The following is a 17,521-nucleotide window of genomic DNA, read 5'->3' on the forward strand; positions in this document are numbered from 1 at the left end:
GCGGGGGGCTGTCAGTTCTGGCGTTTCGCGGTCAGTTCGATGGTGACGAGGACCGGGAAGCCGACCTGGGATTCGTCGCCGAAGCTGGTGCCCATGCCGAAATCACGGCGGTCGATGGTGGTTTCGCCTTTCATCACGGCGGTATCGCCGGTGATCGTGAGGCTGAAGGGCAGGCTGACCGGTTTCACCTGGCCGCGCAGATCAAGCGTGCCTTCGGCGATATAAGCCGTGCCTTCGGGGCGGATAGTTGCGGTGAAGGTGGCACCGGGATGGTTGGCCACGTCGAAGAAATCGGCACCTTTCGCCTGGTCGGAGACCGAGCCGAGGCTGAGGCTCCTGGTGTCGATCTTTACGGTGACGGTGCCGTTGCGGCCATCGGTCGGGGTTTCCTCGAACGCGATATCGGCGGACCAGGTGGCGAACTGGCCTGCCACGGCGCTGCCCATTTGCTGCACCGAAAGCGCGAGGCTGCCGCTTTCCACCTGCCAGGTATTGGCGCCGGTGTCGGCGGGGGACACAGGCTGCGATTGCGTATCCGGGGTGGGGGCAGAGGCTACAGCCGTATTGGGCAGGGTGGTAGCGGGGCGGCTGATCTCCCATGCGGCAAAGCCGGCGGCGGCCCAGAGCAGGAGCGCGGCCAGGACAGGCGCGCGGGCCTGATGCGGATGGCCAGCCATGGAGGGCGTGCCTTTGACCATGCGCGCCAGCGTTTCATCGCGGTCGATGATCACATGTTTCAGCGCCCCGGCAATATGGAGGACCAGCGAGGCCAGCAGGATCCAGACGAAAAGCCCATGGGCTGCACCGAAGACCTGGCCGATGGTTTCGGATTTCGGCACGAAGGGCAGGTTTTGCCCAAAGGGCCACAGGATCGGGGCAAAGCCATCGACCGCCGCGTGATGGATCCAGCCTGTCAGGGGCACGAGCACCAGCGAGATATAGAGCGACCAGTGGACCGCTTCGGCCGCGAAGGTTTCGAGTTTGCGGCCGGGATGGACCGGCGCGGGGCGGGTCTCGGTCAGGGCCCAGAGGATGCGGGCCAGCGCCACGAAGAACACCGTGACCCCCAATGTCTTATGGATCGAGAAGAGCTGCGCCTTGAGCGCGAGTTCTTCCGAGGTGGCATAGGGCAGGTTTTCGGCGATCAGGCCGAGGGGGAAGGTGGTGATGATCAGGGCGGCGGTCAGCCAGTGGAAGATGCGGCTGACGCGGCCATAACTGGCAACCGTGTTGCGGGCTTGCATTATGGGCTCCGGAATTGGTCTGAAGAGGTGTCTGGCTGGCAGAGTAGCAGTTTCGGGGCCCAGGTGACATCGCGGATCAGGGCACAGCGTCTGTGCGGCGCTTTTGCTCAACATTGCGAGAGGGGGGGGATCGCGCTATCTGAGGGGAAATTCATGGAGGATCACGCATGAGCCGTGCATTTGTTTTTCCCGGTCAGGGCGCTCAGGCGATCGGGATGGGAATGGAACTGGCCGCGACCTGGCCGGTCGCGCAAGCCGTCTTTGATGAGGTGGACGAGGCTTTGGGCGAAAAGCTCTCGGTCCTGATCCGCGAAGGCGATATCGCCGAACTGACGCTGACGCAGAATGCGCAACCGGCGCTGATGGCCACATCGATTGCGGCAGTGCGGGTGCTGGAGGCCGAGGGCTTTCCGCTGAAGGGCACGGCGGATTTCGTGGCCGGGCACAGCCTTGGCGAATATTCGGCGCTTTGTGCAGCGGGCAGTCTGAGCCTTGCGGATACGTCGCGGCTGCTCCGGGTGCGCGGCGTCGCGATGCAGGAGGCGGTGCCGGTGGGCGTCGGCGCGATGGCTGCGCTCCTCGGGCTTGATTTCGCGACGGCCTCAGAGGTGGCGGCAGAAGCGGCGCAGGGCGAGGTCTGCCAGGCGGCGAATGACAATGACCCCGCCCAGGTGGTGGTGTCCGGCCATAAGGCCGCGGTCGAGCGTGCGGTCGAAATCGCAAAAGCGCGTGGCGCGAAGCGGGCGATCCTTTTGCCGGTCAGCGCCCCTTTCCATTGCGCGCTGATGCAGCCTGCGGCGGCCCGGATGGCAGAGGCACTGGCCGGGGTGGTGATTTCCGACCCGGTGGTGCCGCTGGTCGCCAATGTTCGGGCCGAGGCGGTGACGGAGGCGTCGAAGATCACCGATCTTCTGGTGGCGCAGGTGACCGGCTCGGTCCGGTGGCGTGAATCGGTTCTGTGGATGGAACGTGCGGGCGTCACGGAATATTGGGAAGTCGGCGCCGGTAAGGCTCTGGCGGGGATGATCCGGCGGATCCAGAAAGAAGCCGTTGTGAAGCCTGTGGGCACGCCTGCGGATGTGGCGGCGCTGAAGGGCTGAGGCTTTCGAAAGGGGGCACGGGTCGGGAACCGGCCCCCTGCGACAATCGGTTTCCCGAACCAGTGGCACGGGCAATGGTCCCGCCCCGGGATGTTTAAAGACAGATGAAAAGGCCTCAGGCCTTTGGGAGAATGGTTTATGTTTGATCTGACGGGAAAGACGGCGCTGGTAACCGGCGCTTCTGGCGGGATCGGCGCGGATATTGCGCGGGCGTTGCACAAGGCCGGCGCGGTTGTCGGGCTGTCGGGGACGCGGGTTGCGCCTTTGGAGGCGCTGGCGGCAGAACTTGGCGCGCGGGCGCATGTGCTGGAATGCAATCTCTCGGTCGCGGAAGAGGTCGAGGGTCTGGTGAAACGCGCAGGCGAGGCGATGGGATCGGTCGATATCCTCGTCAACAATGCCGGGATCACCCGTGACGGGCTTGCGATGCGGATGTCGGATGAGGATTGGGCCAGCGTCATCGACGTCAATCTGACCGCGAGCTTCCGGCTCTGCCGTGCCGCGATCCGGGGGATGATGAAAGCGCGCAAAGGGCGGATCATCAATATCTCATCCGTCGTCGGCACCACCGGCAATCCGGGCCAGGCGAATTACTGCGCCTCGAAGGCGGGGCTGGTGGGGATGTCGAAAGCCCTTGCTACGGAAGTCGCAAGCCGGGGCATCACCGTGAACTGCGTGGCACCTGGCTTTATTGAGACCGCGATGACCGACAAGCTGAATGAGGCACAGAAGGGGGGGATTCTCTCGGCGGTGCCTGCGGGTCGGATGGGGCGCCCCGAAGAGATTGCGGCGGCGGTGATCTATCTGGCTTCGGATGAGGCAGGCTATGTCACGGGCGCCACTTTGCATGTGAATGGCGGAATGGCGATGATCTGAGCCAGGACACAGGCGCTGATATGAGGTTTTCTGGGTCTTCGGACGGGTTCGGCGGGGCGTCGGCACTTGACCTTTGGCCTGGAAAGCATTTGCCATGGAGCGCGGCTGTGCTATAGCGCCCGCCAGAATCCGGGGGCTCGCCCCGGTGCTGCCGTGATCGGGGAGTCCATCCCCGGTGCGGATAACCAGGCCGGGGGCATGACCCCGCGAACGGAGTAGAGGACGAAACATGAGCGACATCGCAGATCGCGTGAAAAAGATCGTTGTCGAGCATCTCGGCGTTGAAGAGGACAAGGTCACCGAGACCGCTTCCTTCATCGACGACCTGGGTGCTGACTCGCTGGACACGGTCGAGCTGGTCATGGCTTTCGAAGAAGAGTTCGGAATCGAAATTCCGGATGACGCCGCTGAAACCATCCAGACCTTCGGCGATGCGGTCGGCTTCATCTCGAAAGCTGTCTGATCGTTTTGTCCCTTTCGGGATAAGAGAGGCTCCCCGGTTTCGGGGAGCCTTTTTGTTTGCGCAGGTTTGCGCTGCGCCCTGCTAAGTTGCGGGCGAGGGGCGGGAAATCCTGACCTCTGGCAGTGGACCCCGCCGATGCCGGCTGACCCGGGCTCTGGGCTGTGCAACCCTGCGGCGGTGAGGGATTTGGTCAGGGGGAACGGGGATGAAATGGCATCTGGCGCTGGGGCTGGCGATTTTGCAGGCAGGGACAGATGCTGCGCGGGCGACGCCGCCGGATATCATCGATCTGCGTGACGAGATTTTCGGCTTCAGCGAGCAGAGCATTTTCCTGCTGCGCAGCACCTGGGACAATCTGGGCGTCTACAGTTCCGAGCAGCGCGAGGTGTTTCTGGTGGTGGTCGATCGTCAGAGCGGGGCGGAAAGCCTTGCGCCAGTCTACCAGGTGCGCCGTGACGAGGATCAGGCGCGAGAGGCATCCGGGCCAGGCACGACCTGGTGGATGACGCGGGCGGTTGTGCCTGCGGAGGCGGTCAATCCCTGGCAGGTGCTGGCAGAGGCGCGGGGTGTTCCCTACGGGGCCGGCGGGCAAGGGGATTCGGGTCCGGCGCCGGTTGAAGGGTCACTGGCCCCGGGGGGAGAGATCCATATCGGCCTGGAAACCGGCTGGTCCTGGCGCGGCGAGGGGGCGGTGCTGGTCGCGGGGATCGGGTCGCGGCTTGACGGGATCGCGGCGGCGCTGGGCGAGCCGCAACGGATCGCGCCGGTGACGGTCAGGGATTTGCTGGCGGGGCAGGTTTTCACCGATCAGGATTGCGATATCGCCGGGGGGCAGGTGCTGGATCGGGCGGCGGGCGGGCCGCCTTCGGCCCTGGTGCGGATTGACTGCGTTGAGGGGGAAGGCGGGCAGCTGGCCTCGCTCCTGATTGTCTTGCCCGAGGCATGGCGCGTGGCAGCTGCGCCCTGAAGGCCGCATTCGTATCCATAAGGTTGGCGTTGCTTTGCCCGCCTTCTACCCCTTCTGTTGCGGGCGCGCGGGCGCGCGTGTATCAGGCGAAGGGAAATGATCGCCTTTCGAGGGAGTGCAGATATGCGCCGTGTCGTCGTTACGGGTCTGGGAATGGTCACACCGCTGGCCTCCGGTGTGGAAGAGACCTGGAGCCGCCTGCTGGAGGGGAAATCCGGCGCGGGCCCGATCACGCGGTTTGATGCGTCGAATGTGGTTACGCAATATGCCTGTGAGATCCCGCGGGGCGATGGCAGCGATGGCACCTTCAATCCCGATAACTGGATGGAGCCGAAAGAGCAGCGCAAAGTCGATGACTTCATCCTTTACGGGGTGGCGGCGGCGGTGCAGGCGGTCCGGGATTCGGGCTGGGAGCCGGCTTCTGAAGAAGACCGCGAGCGCACCGGCGTGATGATCGGCTCGGGGATCGGCGGGCTTTCGACGATTGCGGACACCGCGCTGCTGATCAAAGAGAAAGGGCCGAAGCGGGTTTCGCCCTTCTTCATCCCGGCCGCGCTGATCAACCTGATCTCGGGCCAGGTCTCGATCCGTTTCGGTTTCAAGGGGCCGAACCATGCGGTTGTCACGGCCTGTTCGACCGGGGCGCATGCGATTGGCGATGCGGCGCGGCTGATCAGCTTCGGCGATGCCGATGTGATGGTGGCGGGCGGGGCGGAGAGCCCGATCTCGGAAATCGGGATTGCCGGGTTCAACGCCTGCAAGGCGCTGTCGACGAAACGCGCCGATGATCCGACCAAAGCCAGCCGGCCCTATGACGCGGACCGTGATGGATTCGTGATGGGCGAGGGCGCGGGCGTGGTGGTGCTGGAAGAATATGAGCACGCAAAAGCCCGCGGCGCGAAGATCTATGCCGAGGTTCTCGGCTATGGTCTTTCGGGTGATGCCTATCACATCACCGCACCGTCGGAAGATGGCGATGGTGGCTTCCGTTCGATGAAAGCGGCGCTGGCACGGGCCGGGATCACGCCCGACCAGGTGGATTACATCAACGCACATGGCACCTCGACCATGGCGGATACGATTGAGCTGGGGGCGGTGGAGCGCCTTCTGGGCGATGCGGCGGGTAATGCGGTGATGTCGTCGACCAAATCCTCGATCGGTCACCTGCTGGGGGCGGCCGGAGCGGTAGAGGCGATTTTCTGTATCCTCGCAATCCGCGACCAGGTGGCGCCGCCGACGATCAATCTTGATAATCCGGCAGTGGCGCCGAAGCTGAATCTGGCTGCGAACAGGAAGGTCGAACGCAAGATCGATATCGCTTTGTCGAACAGCTTTGGCTTTGGCGGCACCAATGCGAGCCTTGTTCTTGGTAAGGTCAAGTAATCTATGTGGAAAAGTATCGCCTCTAACGCGCTGACGTTATTCATCGTTCTGTTGATCGCGGCGGCGGCGCTGGTGGCCTGGGGGCGCAATGTCTATGTCAGCCCCGGGCCGCTGACGGAGGCGGTCTGTGTGCAGGTCGAGCGGGGCGCAAGCCTCGCCTCGGTCTCGCGCACCCTTGAGACGCGCGGTGCGGTGGCCGATGCGCGGATCTTCCGGATCGGCGCGGAATATTCGGGGCGGGCCAAGGATCTGAAATTCGGCTCTTACCTGATTCCTCCCGGTGCCACGATGGATGACGTGCTGGGGGCGCTGACGCTGGGCGGGGCTTCGACCTGCGGGCAGGAGATCCAGCTGGTGATCGGTGTGGCCAGCGCGAATGTGGTGCTGCGCGAGCTGGACCCGGCGACCAACCGATTTGTCGAAGTGGCGAAATTCGCGCCCGATGCGGTTGAGCGGCCGGCGGACTATACCGAAGCGGCGGCAAAGCCCGATATGCGGTTCACGGTGACGGTGGTGGAGGGCGTGACCTCCTGGGCGGTGGTTGATGCGCTGAAAAAGGTGGATTTCATGTCGGGCGAGATTGCCGGCGTGCCACCGGAAGGATCCCTTGCACCGCAAAGCTATGACGTGGTTCGCGGCGGCGACCGGGCGGGCCTGATCGCGCAGATGAGCGCCAATCAGGAACGGATCATGGCCGATCTGTGGATGGGGCGCGACGAGGATCTGCCCTATGACACGCCGGAACAGGCGATGATCATGGCCTCGATCATCGAGAAGGAAACTGCGGTTCCCGACGAGCGCGGGCTGGTCGCCAGCGTCTTTGTCAACCGGCTGCGGCAGGGGATGCGGCTTCAGACCGACCCGACGGTGATCTATGGGATTACCAAGGGCGAGGGCGTGTTGGGCCGGGGGCTGCGGCAAAGCGAGCTGCGCCGTTCCACCCCTTATAACACCTATGTTATTAACGGGTTGCCGCCGACCCCGATTGCCAATCCGGGGCGGGCCTCGATTGCTGCGGCACTGCATCCGGACCAATCGGATTATGTGTTCTTTGTTGCGGATGGCACTGGCGGACATGCCTTTGCGGTGACCCTTGCAGAGCATAATGAGAATGTCGCGCGCTGGCGCAAGATTGAGGCGCAGCAGGGGCAGGCGGGTCAGGGCGGCGTACAGAGTGCGGAGTGAACGGACCTGAATTCTTAACAAATCGTAAACGTAGAGACCGTTTAAGATATTGGTTTCGTTGGTAATTTTTCTTGACTCTGCGCCCGCTCTGACGTAGAGATTATGACATGCTGAAAGAGGTGAGAAAGCGGCCAGGGGGCGACCCCGGGGCCGCTTTTTTATGTCGCAGGTTCGCAGGCCCGAGACGGCCCGCAACCAGCAGGGCTGGCTTTTGAAGGCGCGGCAAAAGGGCGGCATCTATGACGATCATATTTGCGGAAGGGGGCGGCGACCCCGCCCGCGCGCGTGAGGCGGCGGGCGCGCTGAACCTGACTGAAGAGCTTTACCGGATCGCGGTGGAGGAGCTGAACGAGGCTTTCGCGGGGATCCGCGCGGGCCGGTTCGAACTGGCAAAAGAGGGCCGCAGGGCGGTCAGGGATCTCACCGATTTGTCAAAGGCGCTGCTGGAGGAGAGAAGGAATGTCGAGAAACTCCGCAAAGAGCTTGCCGGCGGGGGCGCAGGAGACGGCGAACTCGACCTCGGGGCGGCGCGGGATGAGATCGGGCGCCGACTGGCTCGCCTCCGCGCTGCCCGGGGAGATTGATGAATTTCTGGGCGGCTTGAGTGACAATGCGTTGCGGGCGCTGCCGTGGATCTTCGATTTCTGGGCGCTGCCGCATCAGCTGCCGCCTGAAGGCGCGTGGAAATCCTGGGTGATCATGGGCGGTCGTGGTGCGGGGAAGACACGCGCCGGAGCGGAATGGGTGCGTTCCATGGTCGAGGGTGACACGGCTGAAGCGCCGGGGCTGGCGCGGCGCGTGGCGCTGGTCGCGGAAACGCTGGAGCAGGCGCGTGAAGTGATGGTGCTGGGAGAAAGCGGCATTCTGGCCTGCTCGCCGCCGGACCGGCGACCGAAATGGATTGCGTCCAGGAACCGGCTGGAATGGGTGAATGGCGCGGTGGCGCAGCTTTTTTCGGCGCATGATCCGGAACGGCTGCGGGGGCCGCAATTCGACGCGGCCTGGGCGGATGAGCTGGCGAAATGGCCGAAGGCAGCAGAGACATGGGATCAGCTGCAGTTCGGTCTGCGGCTGGGGGATAATCCGCAGCAGGTGGTGACGACGACGCCCCGGAATGTGGCGGTGCTGAAGGCGATTTTGCAGAACCCTTCGACGGTGGTGACCCATGCGCCCACCGAGGCTAACCGGGCCTGGCTGGCCGAGAGCTATCTTGAGGAGGTGAAGGCGCGCTATGGCGGCACCTCGCAGGGGCGACAGGAGCTTGAGGGGCTTTTGATCGAGGAGGCCGAAGGGGCGCTCTGGTCACAGGCGATGATCACCGAGGCGCAGGCGGCGGCCGAGGTCCGGCCGCTGCGGGTGGTGGTGGCTGTCGACCCTCCGGTGACGGCGACCAAGAAATCCGACGAATGCGGCATCGTGGTGGTGGGCGCGGATACGAGCGGAGCGCCCGGCGAGTGGCGGGCAGTGGTGATGGCGGACCGAACAGTGCGCGGCGCGAGCCCGGATGGCTGGGCGCGGGCGGCAGTTGCGGCGATGGAGGAATTTTCGGCCGAGCGGCTGGTCGTCGAGGTGAACCAGGGCGGCGATCTGGTCGCGGGTGTTGTGCGCCAGGTTGATCCGCTGGTGCCGGTGCGCGAAGTGCGGGCGATGCGGGGCAAGATGCTGCGCGCCGAACCGGTGGCGGCTTTGTACGAACAGGGCCGGATCGCGCATCGGCGGGGGCTCGGGGATCTCGAGGCGCAGATGGTCCGGATGACGCGGACCGGCTGGCAGGGGCAGGGAAGCCCGGACCGGCTGGACGCTCTGGTCTGGGCACTGACCGAGCTGATGATCGTACCTTCTTCGCGGATCGGACAGCCGGGGGTGCGCACGATCTGAGGCTGCGCTGCGGAAGTGCGGCCGGGGACCCTCGCCCGGACCCCCGGAGTATTTGGATCAAAAGGAAATGAGCGGCGGAGTGCCTTTTCGGGGCGGCTTTCGCATGGCTTACAAAAGGAGCGGCTTTGTGTTCGATTTCCTGAAAGGCAGGTCGAGGGTGCCGCCGGTGCCCGGGCAGAAGGCGAGCGCGACGGGGCGGGTGATCGCCCGCAGCGTGGTGACGGGAAGTGGAGGCCGGGTTGCGGGCGGTGCGCGCGACGCCGTCTCGCTGACCCGGGCGGGGTTTCAGGGCAATCCGGTCGGATTCCGTGCAGTCAGGATGATTGCCGAAGCAGCGGCGGCTTTGCCGGTGATCTGTCAGGATTGCGAGCGTCGCTATGAGGCGCATCCGGTGCTGGCGCTGCTGGCGCGGCCCAATGGGGCGCAGGGGCGGGCGGAGCTTCTGGAGGCGGTTTACGGCAATCTTTTGCTCAGCGGCAATGCCTATGTGGAGGCGGTGCCCGGGCCGGGCGAGCCGGGAAGCGGTGCGCTGCCGGGGGAACTGCATGCTTTGCGCCCCGACCGTATGTCGCTGGTGCCGGGGGCGGATGGCTGGCCGGTGGCGTTTGACTATACGGTGGCGGGCCGGGTGCATCGCTTTGATGTCACTGAAGGGCTGAGCCCGGTCTGCCATATTCGTAGCTTCCATCCGCAGGATGATCATTATGGCCTGTCGCCGATGCAGGCGGCGGTGGCGGTTGATGTGCATAATGCGGCATCGGCCTGGTCGAGATCGCTTCTGGACAATGCGGCGCGGCCTTCGGGGGCGATCATCTATAAGGGCGCCGACGGGCAGTCCGTTCTGACGCCGGACCAGTATGACCGGCTGGTGTCTGAGATGGAGGCGCATCATCAGGGGGCGCGGAACGCCGGACGACCGATGCTGCTGGAGGGTGGGCTGGACTGGAAGCCGATGGGGTTCTCGCCCTCGGATATGGAATTTCACGAGACCAAGCTTGCGGCGGCGCGCGAAATTGCGGTCGCCTTTGGGGTGCCGCCGATGCTGATGGGAATCCCCGGCGACGCCACTTACGCCAATTATCAGGAGGCGAACCGGGCCTTTTACCGGCTGACGGTCTTGCCGCTCGCGTCGCGGGTGCTGGCAGCGCTGTCGCATTGGCTCGCCGGATTTGGGGGGGAGGCGGTCGGGCTGCGGCCTGATCTGGACCAGATCCCGGCACTGGCGGTCGAGCGCGACCAGCAATGGGCACGGGTTGGGTCGGCATCTTTCCTGAGCGAGGCGGAGAAACGCGCGCTTCTGGGTCTGCCGCGTCTGCCGGAGCCGGATGAGGAACCGGGCGATGAGGGGAGCGCATGAACCAGCGCAAAGAGGGGGCGGGGTCGCGCTTTATCTTTGACAGTTTTGACGCCGCCCATGCCCGGATCGAGGCCAATGAACGGGTGATGGAGGAGCGTTGGGCGGCGCTGGAATTCCGCCTTGGCCAGATCGACGCGGCGCTGGAGCGGCTGGAGCGGCGGATCTGGCTTGGGGTCTGCGGGGGGGCGGCGTTTTTGCTGGCACAGGGCGCGGAAGCGGTAATCCGGGCGGCGATGAAATGAGGGTGAGCGATGCTGGAACATAAATTCTGCCGGCCCGAAGCAGGGCTGACCCTGAGCGAGGGGTGCGAGTTGTCGGGCTACGCCTCACTGTTCGGGGTGAGGGACCAGGGCGGTGATCTGGTGGCGCCGGGGGCCTACGCGAAATCGCTGGCGCGTCTTAAGGCGAAAGGCGGCAGGGTGCGGATGCTGTGGCAGCATGATCCGACCCAGCCCATCGGCATCTGGGATGAGGTCCGCGAAGATGCGACCGGGCTTTGGGTCAAAGGGCGCCTCCTGACCGAAGTGGCAAAGGGGCGCGAGGCGGCGGCTCTGCTGGAAGCGGGCGCGCTGGACGGGCTGTCGATCGGTTACAGGACGCTGCGGGCCGAGCGCGAGGGCGCCGGTCAGAGTGCCGGCAAGGGCAAGGGGCGCAGGCTGTTGGAAGTCGAGCTTTGGGAAGTTTCTCTGGTGACTTTCCCGATGCTGAGCGAGGCGCGGGTGGCGGCAAAATCCGAAGAGGTGACGTCGGTTTTCGACGGGCTCGCCGCGCTGTTTGAGAGCGCAAGGCGTGACCTTGCAGGGCGCTGAGCGCGCCCCCGGGAATTCTGCCAGACAAAAGGAAGAACGGATGACGGAGAAAGAGATCCGGGCCGGGGAGATCACCCCGGGCCTGAGCCCGGCTGCCGAGGTGAAAACCGCTATGGCCGGATTCCTGAAGGAATTCAGTTTCTTTCAGGCTGACGTGAAACAATCGCGGCAACATCAGGAAGAGCGACTGACCATGCTTCAGAAGAAAACCATGGCCTGGGGTCGTCCGGCACTTTCCGCCGTGCCGGAGGAAAACGCGCCGCATCGCCAGGCGTTCAATGCCTATCTGCGATCGGGCGATGACGAGGGCTATCGCGGGCTGAGCCTTGAGGGCAAAGCAATGTCGACGGCCGTGGCGGCGGATGGCGGATATCTCGTCTCGCCGCAGACGGCCGATCAGATCCGCTCCATGCTGGTCTCGACCTCGAGCCTGCGCTCGGTGGCCAATGTCGTGCAGGTCGAGGCGACCTCGTTCGACGTTCTGGTGGACCGTTCCGAGGTCGGCTCGGGCTGGGCGACTGAGGCGGCGGCGACGACCGAGACGGCAACCCCCACGCTTGAGCGGATCCAGATCCGGTTGCATGAGCTCTCAGCCATGCCGAAGGCCAGTCAACGGCTGCTTGATGACAGTGCCTTTGACGTGGAAGGCTGGCTTGCGGGCAAGATCGCCACGCGTTTCATCCGCGCCGAGGCTTCGGCCTTTATCAACGGGGATGGCGTTGACAAGCCGAAGGGCATCCTGCTGCCGGCCAAGGTGGCAAATGCCTCCTGGGCCTGGGGCAATCTCGGTTATGTGCCGACGGGGGCTGCGGCGGATTTCGCGACCAGTAATCCCGCCGATTGCATCATCAACCTGGTCTATGCTCTGGGCGCCGATTACCGCGCCAATGGCACTTTCCTGATGAATTCCAAAACCGCCGGCGCGGTCAGGAAGATGAAGGATGCCGATGGCCGTTTCCTGTGGTCGGATGGACTGGCGGCGGGTGAGCCCGCGCGTCTGATGGGCTATGCTGTGCTGATCTGCGAGGATATGCCTGACGTCGGCGCAAACAGCTTCCCCATCGCGTTCGGGGATTTCCACGCCGGCTATACCATAGCTGAGCGCCCGGATCTGCGCATTCTGCGCGACCCGTTCTCGGCCAAGCCGCATGTCCTCTTCTATGCCACCAAGCGCGTGGGCGGTGACATTGCTGATTACGCAGCCATCAAACTGCTGCGTGTTGCGACCTCCTGACGACCTGATGCCGGGCCGTTCGCGGCCTGGCCCGCTTTCTTCGGCTGAGAGTATTGGGGGGCGCAGGTTATGAGACTGACGGAAGAGACGGTGGTGCCGGTGGCGAGCCTGCCGCTGGACGCGCTGAAGGAACATCTGCGTCTTGGCAGCGGGTTTGCGCTGGCGGCGGATCAGGATGCACTGCTGGAGAGCCATCTGCGCGCGGCGATTGCGGCGATCGAAGGGCGGGTTGCCAAGGCGCTGGTCCGGCGGCGGTTCCTGCTGGAGATGGAGGTCTGGCGCGATGCCGATGCCCAGGCTTTGCCGCTGGCGCCGGTCACGTCTTTGGTGAGTGTCGAACTGGTCTCGCCGGCGGGTGTCGCGAGTGCGGTCAATCCGGCGCGCTACCGGCTGATACAGGATCAGCATCGCCCGCGGGTCGCAGGGACGGGTGCCGCGCTGCCGGAACCTGCGACCGGGGGCGGGATAAGGCTGCTGTTCGAGGCAGGTTTCTCGGCGACCTGGGCCGGGGTGCCTGCTGATCTGCAACAGGCGGTGATGCTGCTTGCAGCAGAATATTACGAATTCCGGCATGATCCGGGCACGCGGGGTGCGGGTCTGCCAGGCGCGGTCGAAAGCCTGATCGGGCGCTGGCGGCTGATCCGCGTGCTGGGCGGGGGGCGGCGATGAGGGTGCCGCAGCTGCGCCAGCAGCTCGCGCTTGAGGAGGCGAGCCGGCTTCCGGACGGCGTCGGAGGGTTCACGCTGAGCTGGGCGCTGGTGGGTCTGCTCTGGGCAGAGATGGTGGCGGGCAGTGGCCGCGATCCTTCGGGTGAGGAAGTAATCCTGTCCTCGGTGGCCTGGCGGATCACAGTGCGCGGCGCAGCCGTCGGGACGCCCGCCCGCCCGCGCCCAGAACAGCGGTTCAGGCTGGGGGCCCGCATTTTTACCATCCTCGCGGTGGCCGAGAATGAGCAGGGCGGCCTGTGGCTGACCTGCACCTGCCGCGAGGAGGCGCCGAAATGAGCTATGCCGCAGCAGCAGCCCTGCAAATGGCGGTCTTCCGGCGGCTGAGCACGGCGCCGGCTCTGGCGGGGGTTGCGGTGCATGACGCACTGCCGCCATCGCCGCCGGGGCTTTTCGTGCTGATCGGGCCGGAGGAGGTCCGCGATGCTTCGGATCAATCGGGAGAGGGCGCGGATCACCGGCTGGTCATCAGTGTGATCAGTGATGCCGAGGGGTTTCTGGCGGCAAAAACCGTTTCAGTGGCGATCTCGGATCTTTTGGCGGGGCCGATGCCGACGCTGTCGCGCGGACGGCTGGTGCGCCTTTCCTTTGACCGCGCTGTGGCGAGACGGATCGGCGAGGGCGCTGTGCGGCGCATCGACCTGACCTTCCGGGCGCGGATCGAACTCTGATCTCCGCATTCACTCTTTCAAGGAGACAACCATGGCAGTTCAGGCCGGGAAAGACCTTCTGATCAAGATCGACCAGACTGGCGATGGCCAGTTCGAAACCATTGCCGGCCTTCGGGCAACCCGCGCCAGTTTCAATGCTGAAACGGTGGAGGTCACCAGTCTTGAGAGCTCGGGTGGCTGGCGAGAATTGCTGGCGGGGGCGGGGGTGAAATCGGCGAGCATCTCTGGGTCTGGCGTGTTTCGAGATGCAGAAACCGATGAGCGCGCCCGCCAGATCTTCTTTGACGGTGAGATCCCGTCCTTCCAGGTGGTGATCCCGGATTTCGGCGTGGTGCAGGGACAGTTCCAGATTACCAGCCTTGAATATTCCGGCAGCCATAATGGCGAGGCGACCTATGAGGTCTCGCTCGCCTCGGCGGGCGCCCTCAGCTTCACGGCGCTCTGATGGTGAACCCTTATGCGGGTGAGGTGGAGATCACGCTTGATGGGGTGCCGCATGTGGCAAAGCTGACGCTTGGCGCGCTGGCGGAGCTGGAGGCGGGGCTGGGTGACGCCTCGCTGATGGATCTGGTCGAGCGATTCGAGGGGGGGCGGTTTTCGGGCCGTGACGTGCTGGCGCTGGTGGTTGCGGGCCTGAGGGGCGGCGGCTGGAGAGGACAGGCGGGCGATCTGGTCGCTGTCGAGATCGGCGGCGGGCCGGTGGCTGCGGCAAAGGCCGCAGCGGAGCTTCTGGCCCGGGCTTTCTCCCTCGGAGAGACGAAATGAACCGCAGCTTCGACTGGCCGGGGCTGATCCGGGCGGGGCTGCATGGGCTGGGGCTGGAACCGCGCGTGTTCTGGAGCATCACGCCGGTCGAGTTGCGGATCATGCTGGGGGCGGAGCGGGGGACTCCGCCCCTGACGCGGGCGCGGCTGGCAGAACTCGCCGCGTCTTTCCCCGATCGGGGGGCAGCACGAATGAAAGGGGACGAAAATGGCGGAACCGGATCTGCTGGCGGAACAGCTGGCGGGGCTTGAGGACAGGCTGGGGGCCTCGGCTGCGATGGTCGCGGCTTTTGATGGTGAGCTGGCACGGCTGAGGGATAGTGCGACCTTCACCTCGCGCGAAGTTTCGACGTTGTCGAATGGTATTGCGGGGGGCCTCAGGCGGGCGTTTGACGGGCTGGCCTTTGACGGGCTGCGGCTCTCGGACGCGCTGAGGGGGGTGGCTCAGACGATTGTGGATACGGTCTATTCGGTCGCGATGCGGCCTATCCACACTGCGGCCGGCGGGGCGATTGCAAATGGGATCAACGGGTTGATGTCGGGGCTGATGCCTTTTGCCAATGGCGCGGGTTTTGCGCAGGGGCGGGTCATGCCTTTTGCCAATGGTGGTGTGGTTTCGGGCCCGGTGTCGTTTCCGATGCGGGGCGGGCATGGGCTGATGGGCGAGGCCGGTCCGGAGGCCATCATGCCACTGAGCCGCGGCGCGGATGGGAGGCTCGGGGTGCTGACCCAAGGCAGCGGCCGGCCTGTGCATGTGGTGATGAACATTTCCACCCCCGATGTGACGGGGTTCCGGCGCTCGGAAAGCCAGATCGCGGCACAGCTGGGGCGTGCGCTGGCACGCGGTCAGCGCAATCGGTGAGGAGAGGCGCATGTTTCATGAAGTAAGGTTCCCCGCCAATCTGAGCTTCGGTTCGGTCGGCGGGCCGGAGCGCCGCACCGAGATTGTGACGCTCACCAACGGGTTCGAGGAGCGCAACACTCCCTGGGCTCATTCGCGCCGGCATTACGACGCGGGGGTCGGGCTCAGATCACTGGACGATCTGGAGGCGCTGATCGCCTTTTTCGAGGCGCGGCGCGGGCAGTTGCATGGGTTTCGTTGGAAGGACTGGTCGGATTATCGTTCCTGTCTGCCATCGGGGAAAGTTGGTCCCCTGGATCAGTTTCTCGGACATGGGGATGGGGTAAATACGGCTTTCCCGCTTCTGAAGTCTTACAGATCGGGTGCGGAAGATTATTCGCGGCCGATCCGCAAGCCTGTGGCGGGGTCCGTGCTGGTCGCGCTGGCCGATGATCCAAAGGTCGGGGGCATCGAGTTCACGGTCGACAGCGCGAAGGGCGAGGTCCTTTTCGAAGTGCCTCCTCCTTTGGGCGCAAGGGTCACTGCGGGGTTTGAGTTCGATGTGCCGGTGCGGTTCGACGCCGACCGGATCCAGGTTTCCGTCGCGAGCTTTCAGGCCGGCGATGTTCCGAATGTCCCGGTGGTGGAGATCAGACTGTGAGACTTGCGCTGGACGAGCATTTGCAGACCGGGGTGACGGGCCTTTGCCATCTGTGGACCATTGAAAGGCCGGATGGCGAGGTGCTTGGCTTCACCGATCACGATTGTGATCTTGCAGTCGAGGGAGTGATCCATCGCGCGGGGTCGGGTCTGACCGCAAGCGCACTTCAACAGGCCACAGGCCTTGCGGTGGACAATTCCGAGGTTGTCGGGGCACTCAGTGCTGCGGCGATCACGGCTGAGGATCTGGATGCGGGGCGGTATGACGGTGCCGAGGTGCGGATCTGGCTTGCAGCCTGGGCGCAGCCCTCAGAGCGGCGCGAGTTGTTTCGTGGCTCGCTGGGCGAGGTGAGCCGGCGTGGCGCGGCATTTCGGGCGGAGTTGCGCGGCCTTGCTGAACCGCTGGGGCAGCCGGGGGGCTTTGCCTATACGCGGAGTTGCTCGGCCGTGCTGGGGGATGTTCGCTGCAAGGTCAGCCTCCAGACCCCTGGCTATTTCTGCGACATCGGACTGCAGCAGGTCAGCGATGATCGCAGAGAGTTCACCTTTGAAGCCCTGCCGGGCTTTGATCCGCGCTGGTTTGAACATGGCCGCCTGAACGTGCTCAGCGGTGCTGCAGCCGGTCTCAGCGCGATGATCCGCTCGGATGATCTGCGGCCCGGGGGGCGGCGCGTCGTACTTTGGGAGGGCATTCGTGCGCCGCTGATGGCGGGGGATCAGCTTCGGCTCTTTGCCGGTTGCGATAAACAGGTTGGAAGTTGTCGGGATAAGTTCAGAAATTTCAATAATTTTCGAGGTTTTCCTCATGTTCCGGAGGAGGATTGGCTGACAAGCTACCCGCGCTCTGACCGACCCGCGACCGGGGGCCGGCGCGTCTTGCCGATCTGGGCGAATACAAATGGGAGAAACTGACGCAACGGTCCGCACGGCATTGCGCGCGGTTTCGGAGGCGCGGCTCTGGCTTGGAACTCCCTATGTTCATCAGGCGAGTTGTGCCGGCGCCGGTGCCGACTGTCTCGGTCTGATCCGGGGCATCTGGCGCAAACTTTACGGGGCCGAGCCCTGTGCGCTGCCAGCCTACAGCGCCGACTGGGCCGAGGCCGGCGCAGGCGAGGTTTTACAGGAGGCGGCCTTCACCTGGCTGATCGCCAAAGAGACCGCGCCTGCCATTGGCGACGTGCTTTTGTTCCGGATGCGGGACGGGGGGGCGGCAAAGCACCTTGGGCTCCAGTCGGCCACGGGGCGCGATGCACGGTTCATCCATGCCTTTTCCGGTCACGCGGTCAGTGAAAGCGCACTCACATTCCCCTGGGCGCGGCGCATTGCTGCGCGCTTTTCCTTTCCGCCGATCTGACAGACGGAGC

23 protein-coding genes are annotated in these 17,521 nt (G+C 64.8%); 22 read left to right on the forward strand and 1 reads right to left on the reverse strand.

The annotated features are described in order from the left end of the window. Positions 1–11: 11 nt before the first annotated feature. A complete protein-coding gene (locus tag BLW25_RS04200; RefSeq protein WP_092896608.1) occupies positions 12–1,244 on the reverse strand; it encodes a cytochrome b/b6 domain-containing protein in 1,233 nt (410 codons plus the stop codon). A 167-nt stretch (positions 1,245–1,411) separates the two neighbouring features. Between BLW25_RS04200 and fabD the strand changes: the two genes are divergently transcribed. From fabD to BLW25_RS04310, 22 genes are all read left to right on the forward strand, one after another. Beyond that, positions 1,412–2,344, forward strand: coding sequence for an ACP S-malonyltransferase (fabD, locus tag BLW25_RS04205; RefSeq protein ID WP_092896610.1), 933 nt, complete (start codon positions 1,412–1,414; stop codon positions 2,342–2,344). A gap of 138 nt (positions 2,345–2,482) precedes the next feature. Continuing rightward, a complete protein-coding gene (gene fabG, locus BLW25_RS04210; protein WP_092896612.1) occupies positions 2,483–3,220 on the forward strand; it encodes a 3-oxoacyl-[acyl-carrier-protein] reductase in 738 nt (245 codons plus the stop codon). Positions 3,221–3,449: 229 nt separating this feature from the next. Beyond that, on the forward strand, positions 3,450–3,683 hold the full coding sequence (locus BLW25_RS04215; protein ID WP_092896614.1) for an acyl carrier protein: 234 nt from the start codon (positions 3,450–3,452) through the stop codon (positions 3,681–3,683). A 205-nt stretch (positions 3,684–3,888) separates the two neighbouring features. Next, entirely contained in the window at positions 3,889–4,650 is a 762-nt protein-coding gene (locus tag BLW25_RS04220; protein ID WP_092896616.1) for a hypothetical protein, read from the forward strand. A 123-nt stretch (positions 4,651–4,773) separates the two neighbouring features. After that, entirely contained in the window at positions 4,774–6,033 is a 1,260-nt protein-coding gene (gene fabF / locus BLW25_RS04225) for a beta-ketoacyl-ACP synthase II (RefSeq protein WP_092896618.1), read from the forward strand. A gap of 3 nt (positions 6,034–6,036) precedes the next feature. After that, positions 6,037–7,218, forward strand: coding sequence for an endolytic transglycosylase MltG (gene mltG, locus BLW25_RS04230; RefSeq protein ID WP_092896620.1), 1,182 nt, complete (start codon positions 6,037–6,039; stop codon positions 7,216–7,218). Between the two features lie 239 nt (positions 7,219–7,457). Beyond that, the gene (locus tag BLW25_RS04235) at positions 7,458–7,802 is read left to right on the forward strand and encodes a hypothetical protein (RefSeq protein WP_253188208.1); all 345 of its coding nucleotides are present in this window, start codon (positions 7,458–7,460) and stop codon (positions 7,800–7,802) included. Further along, the gene (locus tag BLW25_RS04240) at positions 7,753–9,096 is read left to right on the forward strand and encodes a DNA-packaging protein (protein WP_171909473.1); all 1,344 of its coding nucleotides are present in this window, start codon (positions 7,753–7,755) and stop codon (positions 9,094–9,096) included. The genes BLW25_RS04235 and BLW25_RS04240 overlap by 50 nt, the downstream gene beginning before the upstream one ends. A gap of 103 nt (positions 9,097–9,199) precedes the next feature. Further along, positions 9,200–10,453 (forward strand): phage portal protein, encoded by a 1,254-nt coding sequence (locus BLW25_RS04245; protein ID WP_092901497.1) that lies wholly within the window; start codon positions 9,200–9,202, stop codon positions 10,451–10,453. Further along, positions 10,450–10,695: a GTA head formation protein, RCAP_rcc01685 family gene (locus tag BLW25_RS04250; RefSeq protein ID WP_092896622.1), complete on the forward strand. Its 246-nt coding sequence runs from the start codon at positions 10,450–10,452 to the stop codon at positions 10,693–10,695. The genes BLW25_RS04245 and BLW25_RS04250 overlap by 4 nt, the downstream gene beginning before the upstream one ends. A 9-nt stretch (positions 10,696–10,704) precedes the next feature. Then, positions 10,705–11,262, forward strand: a complete 558-nt coding sequence (locus BLW25_RS04255; protein ID WP_092896624.1) for an HK97 family phage prohead protease — start codon at positions 10,705–10,707, stop codon at positions 11,260–11,262. Positions 11,263–11,302: 40 nt separating this feature from the next. Beyond that, positions 11,303–12,496, forward strand: a complete 1,194-nt coding sequence (locus BLW25_RS04260; RefSeq protein ID WP_092896626.1) for a phage major capsid protein — start codon at positions 11,303–11,305, stop codon at positions 12,494–12,496. 69 nt (positions 12,497–12,565) lie between these two features. After that, positions 12,566–13,165 (forward strand): head-tail connector protein, encoded by a 600-nt coding sequence (locus tag BLW25_RS04265; RefSeq protein ID WP_092896628.1) that lies wholly within the window; start codon positions 12,566–12,568, stop codon positions 13,163–13,165. Next, positions 13,162–13,500, forward strand: coding sequence for a head-tail adaptor protein (locus BLW25_RS04270; RefSeq protein WP_092896630.1), 339 nt, complete (start codon positions 13,162–13,164; stop codon positions 13,498–13,500). The genes BLW25_RS04265 and BLW25_RS04270 overlap by 4 nt, the downstream gene beginning before the upstream one ends. After that, positions 13,497–13,892, forward strand: a complete 396-nt coding sequence (locus tag BLW25_RS04275; RefSeq protein WP_092896632.1) for a DUF3168 domain-containing protein — start codon at positions 13,497–13,499, stop codon at positions 13,890–13,892. Before BLW25_RS04270 ends, BLW25_RS04275 begins: the two co-directional genes overlap by 4 nt. 31 nt (positions 13,893–13,923) lie before the next feature. Next, complete coding sequence (locus tag BLW25_RS04280; RefSeq protein ID WP_092896634.1) at positions 13,924–14,337, forward strand: phage major tail protein, TP901-1 family; 414 nt, start codon at positions 13,924–13,926, stop codon at positions 14,335–14,337. Then, positions 14,337–14,657, forward strand: coding sequence for a gene transfer agent family protein (locus BLW25_RS04285; protein WP_092896636.1), 321 nt, complete (start codon positions 14,337–14,339; stop codon positions 14,655–14,657). Before BLW25_RS04280 ends, BLW25_RS04285 begins: the two co-directional genes overlap by 1 nt. Next, complete coding sequence (locus BLW25_RS04290; protein ID WP_092896638.1) at positions 14,654–14,908, forward strand: rcc01693 family protein; 255 nt, start codon at positions 14,654–14,656, stop codon at positions 14,906–14,908. Before BLW25_RS04285 ends, BLW25_RS04290 begins: the two co-directional genes overlap by 4 nt. Continuing rightward, positions 14,865–15,518 carry a phage tail tape measure protein gene (locus BLW25_RS04295; RefSeq protein WP_092896640.1) on the forward strand — a complete coding sequence of 218 codons (654 nt, stop codon included), beginning with the start codon at positions 14,865–14,867 and terminating at the stop codon, positions 15,516–15,518. The genes BLW25_RS04290 and BLW25_RS04295 overlap by 44 nt, the downstream gene beginning before the upstream one ends. Positions 15,519–15,528: 10 nt before the next feature. Next, on the forward strand, positions 15,529–16,158 hold the full coding sequence (locus tag BLW25_RS04300) for a DUF2460 domain-containing protein (RefSeq protein ID WP_092896643.1): 630 nt from the start codon (positions 15,529–15,531) through the stop codon (positions 16,156–16,158). Further along, complete coding sequence (locus BLW25_RS04305; RefSeq protein ID WP_092896644.1) at positions 16,155–17,069, forward strand: DUF2163 domain-containing protein; 915 nt, start codon at positions 16,155–16,157, stop codon at positions 17,067–17,069. Before BLW25_RS04300 ends, BLW25_RS04305 begins: the two co-directional genes overlap by 4 nt. Beyond that, complete coding sequence (locus BLW25_RS04310) at positions 17,056–17,511, forward strand: NlpC/P60 family protein (RefSeq protein WP_092896646.1); 456 nt, start codon at positions 17,056–17,058, stop codon at positions 17,509–17,511. Before BLW25_RS04305 ends, BLW25_RS04310 begins: the two co-directional genes overlap by 14 nt. Positions 17,512–17,521 lie beyond the last annotated feature (10 nt).

The sequence above is a fragment of the Rhodobacter sp. 24-YEA-8 genome (assembly GCF_900105075.1).
Classification (GTDB): Bacteria; Pseudomonadota; Alphaproteobacteria; order Rhodobacterales; family Rhodobacteraceae; genus Pseudogemmobacter.